Consider the following 1,323-nt stretch of genomic DNA (forward strand, 5'->3'; position numbering starts at 1 on the left):
ATTCTTCAAAAGAATCTGTAACAAAGGATTCAAATGAAAACTCTTCAAAAGAATCTGTAACAAAGGATTCAAGTGAAAACTCTTCAAAAGAATCCTCAACGGATGAATCAAATGAAAACTCTTCAGAAGAAGGAAAGAACAAGGAGAAAGGCCAAGAAGACAATGCATTGGCAAAATATTCTTCTGAGAAAATTGAATATGCTCGAGTTTGGTTGCAACTTGGCCCAAATCAAGAGATAGATGAATTGAATGTTCGACATATTTCGGCTGGCGAACCAATCAATCCTAATGATGACACCAGTGCTAGCTATCCGGAAGATGTTATCCAGTTATCAGGTTCTCGATTAGTAGATGGATCTGTAACTTATAGCGGTAATGGCGATGGCACGATTAATGTATACAATGTTCCTTTACGCTGGGATAGTTCTACTGATGTAAATAAAAACTTTATGCAAAAATACACAAAAAATATTATTGAAAATAAAAAGCTAGTTCACGTTGACCCCGGCAATGATGAAAAAATTATTAAGCTCATTGATATAATGAATATTCATTAACCAGAAATCGCTTTATTTTTTATGAAAAATATCAAACTTCCCCCAAAAAAAGAGGCGGTTCAAATTGAACCGCCTCTACTGTTAGTACTATTTTATGCAATTAATTAGAATACTCTAATACATCTGTTGTAATACATTCTACGATCTTCTAATCCATTGTAACCACCATTAACCCTTCGTGTTACTGTTTCAACTGATGGATTAGTATCACATAATGCATTCATATTATTTGAATGCCACCAAAATCCAGCACTAGTCCATGGATAATGAGTAGCAACATAATCAACACCTAGACTTATAACTTTGGGATCACCAATTGCATTAGAAAATCGTGAGTAGTTGTAACGCCCTGTTAATTGAATATAACCTGCTCCTTTGAACTTTGGACCATCACCTGGTTGAGTATTACCTAAATCTTTGCGCCCCTCGTATGCCGTGCCAGATGCTAATTCTTTTCTCCACCGACCAGCTCCGGATTCATGACTACATTGGCTAATAAAATGACAAAGTCTAGATCTAGTTGTAATGTGATATCTTTCTAAGCAACTATTCAAATCTTCCAACATAGCTTTTGAAATATAAGAGCTAGACCATCCGATTTGATTCAGCTGGCTTTCGGTTACATAAGTTACAGGTGCACCACCATCTCCTGTATCTGGAGTCGAATCATTATCTTTAGAATCATCGTTTCTACCATTATCATAAACTTTCAATATTTGACCGACTTGAATTTTATCTGGATTGCTAATGTTATTCAATGATTGAA

2 protein-coding genes are annotated in these 1,323 nt (G+C 35.3%); one reads left to right on the forward strand and one right to left on the reverse strand.

Features of this window, described 5'->3' with window-relative positions; translation table 11 throughout:
• On the forward strand, positions 1-557 hold a 557-nt coding region (locus CJU60_RS17960; protein ID WP_141243800.1), incomplete at its 5' end, for a hypothetical protein.
• A 104-nt stretch (positions 558-661) separates the two neighbouring features.
• Here CJU60_RS17960 and CJU60_RS21625 read toward each other — a convergent pair.
• On the reverse strand, positions 662-1,323 hold a 662-nt coding region (locus tag CJU60_RS21625), incomplete at its 5' end, for an endopeptidase (protein WP_176471090.1).

This window comes from Bacillus sp. 7705b (genome assembly GCF_002289525.1).
GTDB classification, from domain to species: Bacteria; Bacillota; Bacilli; order Bacillales; family Bacillaceae; genus Bacillus; species Bacillus halotolerans.